We start from the raw sequence: 7,185 nt of genomic DNA, 5'->3' as shown, positions 1-7,185 counted from the left end.
ATTGGAATCGAAGGTGCGTGGCGCAATGATGAAAATACAGAATCGACCGGAACGGGTTATGTCATATTTCAAGCACCAGAAAATCCAATATGCTGCGTAATGAACCTATTGGATTGCCGGGTTAATACCACTCCATGAACCGAGCTCCGGTCTGTACAACAAATCCGTAGAGTATGTAATCAATGAACGGCGAACCGCATTGCGACATTATCTCTGGCATGTCTGCGGCTGCCTGTTTCGCCCCAAATTGGCCGATATCGATTTCGAGGAAATCCGAAGCGTCTTCATCCTGAATACAGGCGGTCTTGTTTCGCAATTCGGCTGGGGAGAAGCATCTGGGGCAGAGCGCGCAGTGCGGGCGGTAGAAGAGGCCATTTCCCATCCCGGCTTGCCAGTCCCTGAGCGGATTAGCCCGCATTCAATCAGTGTCGACATTCGAGGCCATCACACTTCGCTGTCAATGCGTGAAGTTGCCGAGGTCATGGATCGGATACAGGCCGCATTTATCAGTCCCACGCCCTGCACTCTCGTTTTCAGCGCGGGCCCCGATGATGAAATCGGCGATCGACTGCAGGTCAGCCTGATTGTGAATTGACCGCCCAAGCAGAAAAATTCACAGCACCGGGTGAAATTTCATTGAGAAAACAACCTTGAGAAAAATCATGAAACCGAGCCAAAAGAATAACGAAAATTCAAACCAGTTTCTTCGTCGCCCGCAAGAAGGCGATGGCGAATTTCGGACACAATGGAAATATGGCCCTTATCGCCCATTGATTGCCGCCTGGGTCCTGCATGCAACACTAAAGTTCGGCCTCTATAAATATAACAACCGAAGCAAGCTGTCAGAAATTCTGGATGAAAGCAGCGAATTCTCGAAGTGCACGAACTTCAAGCCACCGTTGGATAACGCCATTACCATCTTTTATCTTAAAAAAATAGAACCAATCCCGGAAGAGCTGAATGCCAGAAATATAAAAAAAATGCTGCAGGAAAAACTGGAGGAATGGAACCGCCACCCATTTCCTGAAAACTCTCCAATCGCCAAAAATATTGGTTGGCTGAAAAAATCTTTCAACCTTAACGGCGCTGAGTGCAGCCTGTTATTTTTCGCCGTAATCATGGAAAAATATCAGGTATTTTGTGAAACCCTTGATGAGTGGAATCCCAACTTCAGCCGACGAAATTTTGCCCGATTTGCCGGATCACTTACTGGGTATGGCGAGCGCGAAGTGCACGCGGCGCTTGACCCTGAAGGGAAACTCGCGACGATTGGTTTGCTGACTGTCGAAAACTTCAATTGCGATCTTTACAGCAAATTCAAATTGATGCCCGGCCTTTCGTCAATCCTTGATTTACCCATAAGAAGCGAAAGCCATCTATACTCAAATTTCATGAAAAAAATCACCGATCATGAACTCTCCCTTGAGGATTTCGCGCATCTTGATCAGGATGTCAAAACAATCATGCATCTCATCCAGTCTTCCGCCAAGGCTCGAGTCCGTGGCGTGAACATTTTATTTTATGGCTCCTCCGGCACGGGGAAAACGGAACTGACCAAAGCCATTGCCCAGGCCATCAATTTAAATTTGTTTGAAGTTAATTACAAAGGCGTCGACAACGATATTCTTGAAGGCGATGATCGTTTGAAAGCTTTCAACGTCTGTCAAAACCTTTTGGCCGGATCCAGCAACAGCCTGTTGATGTTTGACGAAATCGAGGATGTATTTTCCACTGGCACACCGCTGCTCAGATTAATGGGGATTGATGTATCTGACGACAAAGGCAAGGCATGGGTCAATCGCGTCATGGAAAACAACCCCATACCGAGCATCTGGATCACCAACAATGCCGATATTGACCCCGCTTACCTGCGGCGCTTTGACTATTCCCTTCGGTTTTCCCCGCCCTCACAGAAGGTCCGGCTGGGGATGGCTCGGCGTCATCTGGGAAAAATATCCCGGGATGAGGAATGGTTGAAAGAGATTGCGTCAATTGACGAGGTTAGTCCCGCCCAGTATCAAAGCGCCGCAAAAGTCGCCATGCTCTCGGGAAGCAGTCGCGAAGAGAAGAAGCGCATCGCCATGCAGACATTGAAACAAAGCATGCAACTGCTCGGCCAAACCGGAAGGCGCCAAAAAAACGCGGCGGCAACCCGATACGACGCGTCTTTCGTAAACGCCGACCATGACATTCCGCAGCTGATTTCCGGCCTATCCCGCATCAAGCTTGGCAGCATCTGCTTCTACGGCCCACCGGGTACGGGCAAAAGCGAGCTCGCCCGCCACATTGCGGATACCCTGGGCAAACCACTGCTGTTGAAGCGCGCCTCGGATTTGATGAGCAAATGGGTTGGGGAAACCGAACAGAATTTCGCCGCCATGTTCGACGAGGCCCAGGCACAGGAGGCAGTCTTGCTGCTTGACGAGGCCGACAGCTTTTTGCAGGATCGCCGCGGGGCCGGCGCACAATGGGAAGTGACGCAGGTCAATGAACTGCTGACCCAGATGGAAGCCTACGAAGGCCTGTTCATCTGCACCACCAATCTCATGGAAAATCTCGATCAGGCCTGCCTCCGTCGCTTCAATTTCAAGATCAAACTCGACTATCTCCGACCGGAGCAAACCGAAAGAATGTTCTTGCAGGAATTCGTCCGCCTGGGCGGCAAGGAACGTGACGCCATCCCCGCAAGCATCGCCGCAGGCAAGCTGGAGCGCCTCACCCCCGGAGATTTTGCAACGGTTGTGCGGCAATTGCGCTTTCACGAACAACCAGCGCAGGCTGAGCAAATGCTGCAGGGATTGGCGCGGGAAAGCCGTCTCAAGTCGGGGAGTTCGGCAATGGGCTTTGTCCGGTGACAGCGATGACCCCCAATGACCTGGATTTGATCAGCCAGTGGATCAGTACAGCCGACAGCCTGGTGATCGCGGCAGGTGCCGGCATGGGCGTGGATTCCGGCTTGCCGGATTTCCGTGGCAATGAGGGTTTCTGGCAAGCCTATCCCGCCCTCGGCCAAGCGGGCATGGATTTCGCCGCAATTGCAAACGGAGAGACCTTCGTCTGTGATCCGCTTCTCGCCTGGGGTTTTTACGGACATCGCCTGAAACTGTACCGGGCAAGCATCCCGCACGAGGGTTTCAGGATTCTGAAACAGATCGGCGAACGCCTTGAACACGGCTGCTTCGTGGTCTCCAGCAATGTTGACGGCCAGTTCCAGAAGGCCGGATTTTCCGCCGACCACATTCTGGAAATCCACGGTTCAATTCATCACCTGCAATGCACCCAGCCCTGCTCGTCCAGCATCTGGTCGGCGGATTCGCTGGCCGTGGCAACCGATGATGCCAACTGCCGGTGGTCCGGCGAGAAACTGCCGACCTGCCCGCAATGCGGCGGTATCGCCCGACCGAACATCCTGATGTTCAATGACTTGGCCTGGGACAGCGCGCGCACCGACCGGCAGCAACGACGGTGGGACACCTGGCTGACGAAATGCAGCAACCCGGTAGTCATCGAGATTGGCGCGGGCGTTGATCTTCCGTCGATTCGCGCGATCAGTTCGTCGTTCAAGCGCAGGGTGATCAGGATCAATCCTCGTCATGCCGCGATAGATAGAAGACTTGGCGTTGGCCTGGCCATGGGGGCCAGGGAAGCGCTGGTCGAGATTGCCCGGCATCTCACCCGGACGGGCTTTCTCCCCGCAGCAATCGACGAATGACAAACTCGAGTGCTTTCCCGGCCTTTTGTTCGAAAATCGCCTGTCGCCGTTATAATCGGCGCCCCTCCCCTACGGAATCCGCCTGTGTCCGACCGCCTTGCCGTCCTGCCTCAATACCTGCTGCCGAAACAGGCGCTGACTCGCCTGGCTGGCGCGCTGGCAGCAAAGGAAGCGGGGGCCATGACGACCAGCGTCATCCGCTGGTTCATCAAGCGTTACGGTGTGAACATGGACGAGGCGGCCAATCCCGATCCGGCCGCCTACAAGAGCTTCAACGAATTCTTCACCCGGCCGCTGAAAGACGGCGCCCGGCCGCTCGCCGAAGCCGATTTCCTGTGCCCGGTCGACGGCGCGATCAGCCAGTTCGGCGCCATCGAGCGCGACCAGATTTTCCAGGCCAAGGGCCACAGTTATTCGACCACCGCGCTGCTCGGCGGCGACCGCGAGCTGGCGGCGCAGTTCGAGAACGGCAGCTTCGCGACGCTTTACCTCAGCCCGCGCGATTACCACCGCATCCACATGCCCTGCGCCGGCCGCCTGAGCCGGATGATCCACGTGCCGGGCGCACTGTTCTCGGTCAATCCGACGACGGCGCGCGGCGTGCCCGGGCTGTTCGCGCGCAACGAGCGCGTCGTCTGCATCTTCGATAGCGCCGCCGGCCCGTTCGCGCTGGTGCTGGTCGGCGCCACCATCGTCGGCAGCATGGCGACGGTCTGGCACGGCACGGTCAATCCGCCGCGCCCCGGCGTCGTGCGCGAATGGCGCTACGACGGCGAGACCCTGGTCCGCCTTGACCGGGGCCAGGAAATGGGCCGTTTCCTGCTCGGCTCGACGGTCGTCCTGCTCTTCCCCAAGGGCCGCCTCGCCTTCAACCCGGACTGGGCGCCGACCCGTCCGGTGCGCATGGGCGAAGCGATGGCCAGCGCGCTGACGCCCTAAGCGACGCCCGCGCGGCGCTCAGCCGACGCGCAGGCCGCTGCCCTCGAGCATCCTGCCGATCACCGTCGCTGCGGCGAAACCCTTTTCCCGGAAACAGGCGAGCACGGCATCGACCGCGTCCGCCGCGCAACTGACCAGCAGGCCGCCGGAGGTCTGCGGATCGGTCAGCAACTTCTGCTGCCAGAGCGGGAAATCGGCCGGCAACGTCACTTCGCTGCCGTAGCTCTGCCAGTTGCGCGTCGACGCGCCGGTGGCGATCCCGTCGCGGGCGAAGGCGACGGCGCTGGCGAGCAGCGGCAAATCGGCGAAGTTCACTGCGGCGCCGAGCCCGGAGCCGCGGCAGATTTCCAGCAGGTGGCCGGCCAGCCCGAAGCCGGTGACATCGGTCAACGCGTGCACGCCGTCGATTTCCGCCAGCGCCGGTCCCGGCGTGTTGAGCAGCGTCGTCCAGCGCAGCATCTCGGCGTAGCCGTCGGCCGAAAGCTTGCCCTGCTTGAGCGCCGCCGAGAGGACGCCGATGCCGAGCGGCTTGCCCAGCACCAGCACGTCGCCGGCCTGCGCCGCGGCGTTCTTGCGCACCTTGGCCGGATCGACGATGCCGAGCGCGACCAGGCCGTAGATCGGTTCGACGACGTCGATCGAATGGCCGCCGGCCACCGGAATGCCGGCTTCGCGGCAGACGCTGGCGCCGCCTTCGATGATGCGGCCGATGACCTCGAGCGGCAGCTTGTCGAGTGGCATGCCGACCAGCGCCAGCGCCAGGATCGGCGTACCGCCCATGGCATAGACGTCGGACAGCGCGTTGGTGGCGGCGATGCGGCCGAAGTCGTAGGGGTCGTCGACGATAGGGGTGAAGAAGTCGGTGGTGGCGACGATCGCCTGCCGCTCGTTCAACTGGTAAACCGCCGCGTCGTCGGACGATTCGATGCCGACCAGCAGTTGCGGCGGAATCACGCCGGGGCCGACGTGAGTCAATATCTGGTTGAGGATGGCCGGCGAAATCTTGCAGCCGCAACCGCCGCCGTGGGCAAAGCTGGTCAGGCGCAGGGCCGGGGTATTGTCTGAGTTTTCCATATTCCGCACCGAGGCTGGTTAAAATGCCGTTTTTTTGAACGCCGCGAAGGATAACGGAAGATGTCGCAGGCGCCCACCGCCGGCCAGGAATATCAACGCCCCCGCAAGGGAATCGCCACGCTGGACGAGATCGCCGGCTTCGATACCATCATCGACACCCGCTCGCCGGCCGAGTTCGCCGACGACCACATTCCCGGCGCGATTTCCTGCCCGGTACTCGACAATGCGCAGCGCGCCGAGATCGGCACCCTGTACAAGCAGGTGTCACCGTTCGCCGCCAAGAAGCTCGGTGCCGCCTATGTCTCGGCCAACATCGCCCGCCACCTGCAGGAAAACTTCCTCGACCGCGACAAGGGCTGGCGGCCGCTGATCGTCTGCTGGCGCGGCGGCATGCGCTCGGGCGCGATGGCCACCGTCTTCCGCTCGATCGGCTGGGACGCCTGCCAGCTTGAAGGCGGCTACAAGCGTTTCCGCCAGCAGGTGCTCGACGACCTGGAAACGCTGCCCGGCCGCTTCCGCTACGTCGTTCTCGACGGCCCGACCGGCTCGGCCAAGACACGCGTGCTGCGGGCACTGGCGGAACGCGGCGCGCAGACGCTCGACCTCGAAGGCCTGGCCTGCCACAAGGGATCGGTACTCGGCCGCCTGCCCGGACAAGCGCAGCCGGCGCAGAAATGGTTCGAGACGCAGATCTGGGACACGCTGCGCCGTTTCGATCCGACCCGGCCGCTGTTCATCGAGGCGGAATCGCGCAAGATCGGTTCCCTGCGCCTGCCCGCCGCGCTGTTCGCGGCGATGCAGGCCGGCCCCTGCTGCGACATCGTCGCCGACCGACCGACACGCGTTGCCTACCTGCTCAGCGACTACGACTATTTCACCGCCGACGGCGCGGCGCTCAAGGCCAACCTCGACACCCTGCGCCCGCTGCTCGGCCACGCCCGCATCGCCGGCTGGCACCAGCAGATCGACGACGGCGATTTCGCCGGCCTCACCGACTCGCTGCTCGAACATCACTACGACCCGCTCTACGCCCGCGCCCGGGCCCGCGATTACGGCGCCGCGACGCACCAGCCACTGCCCGCCGCCCGCCTCGACGCCACAGCCATCGACAGTCTCTCCGCCCAGCTCCTCGCCGCCCACGAACCGGAGACCGTCACCGCATGAAACCCGTCCAGCTCGCCATGCGCGGCATCAGCCTCGCCATCCTGTTCACCGTCCTCGGCTGGATCGCCTGGACGACGACGCCGGTGCCGCTCTTCATCGCGCTCGGCATCGGCGCCGCGCTCTTCTCGCTGCGCGTCGGCGAAGCCGGGCAGGCGCGCTACGGCCGCCGCGTGCCGGTCACCGAGATGCTGCCGCTCGGCCGAAAGGGCGACCGCCAGATGCTCTTTGGCGGCATCGCCGGCTACCTGATGATCGCCTGCTTCGCGCTCGCGGCCTGGTGGGCCTTCCATGGCTGA

Annotated in this window: 7 protein-coding genes; 6 read left to right on the top strand and 1 reads right to left on the bottom strand. The window is 60.5% G+C overall.

What is annotated here, in order from left to right; all coding sequences use genetic code 11:
• The first annotated feature begins 199 nt into the window (after positions 1-199).
• From ACE3OV_RS17175 to asd, 4 genes are all read left to right on the top strand, one after another.
• Entirely contained in the window at positions 200-595 is a 396-nt protein-coding gene (locus tag ACE3OV_RS17175) for a hypothetical protein (RefSeq protein WP_374328713.1), read from the top strand.
• Between the two features lie 67 nt (positions 596-662).
• Positions 663-2,855, top strand: coding sequence for an AAA family ATPase (locus ACE3OV_RS17170; RefSeq protein WP_374328712.1), 2,193 nt, complete (start codon positions 663-665; stop codon positions 2,853-2,855).
• A 5-nt stretch (positions 2,856-2,860) separates the two neighbouring features.
• On the top strand, positions 2,861-3,712 hold the full coding sequence (locus tag ACE3OV_RS17165) for an NAD-dependent deacetylase (protein WP_374328711.1): 852 nt from the start codon (positions 2,861-2,863) through the stop codon (positions 3,710-3,712).
• Between the two features lie 84 nt (positions 3,713-3,796).
• Positions 3,797-4,651, top strand: coding sequence for an archaetidylserine decarboxylase (gene asd / locus ACE3OV_RS17160; RefSeq protein WP_374328710.1), 855 nt, complete (start codon positions 3,797-3,799; stop codon positions 4,649-4,651).
• A gap of 18 nt (positions 4,652-4,669) precedes the next feature.
• Here the strand turns inward: asd and selD are convergent, their stop codons facing one another.
• Positions 4,670-5,725: a selenide, water dikinase SelD gene (gene selD / locus ACE3OV_RS17155; RefSeq protein ID WP_374328709.1), complete on the bottom strand. Its 1,056-nt coding sequence runs from the start codon at positions 5,723-5,725 to the stop codon at positions 4,670-4,672.
• 60 nt (positions 5,726-5,785) lie between these two features.
• Here selD and mnmH point away from each other — a divergent pair, with 60 nt between their 5' ends.
• Entirely contained in the window at positions 5,786-6,889 is a 1,104-nt protein-coding gene (mnmH, locus tag ACE3OV_RS17150; RefSeq protein ID WP_374328708.1) for a tRNA 2-selenouridine(34) synthase MnmH, read from the top strand.
• Complete coding sequence (locus ACE3OV_RS17145; RefSeq protein ID WP_374328707.1) at positions 6,886-7,185, top strand: hypothetical protein; 300 nt, start codon at positions 6,886-6,888, stop codon at positions 7,183-7,185. Before mnmH ends, ACE3OV_RS17145 begins: the two co-directional genes overlap by 4 nt.

Source organism: Azonexus sp. (genome assembly GCF_041909095.1).
In the GTDB taxonomy this organism is placed as follows: domain Bacteria; phylum Pseudomonadota; class Gammaproteobacteria; order Burkholderiales; family Rhodocyclaceae; genus Azonexus.
This window is presented reverse-complemented; position numbering and strand designations above follow the sequence as displayed.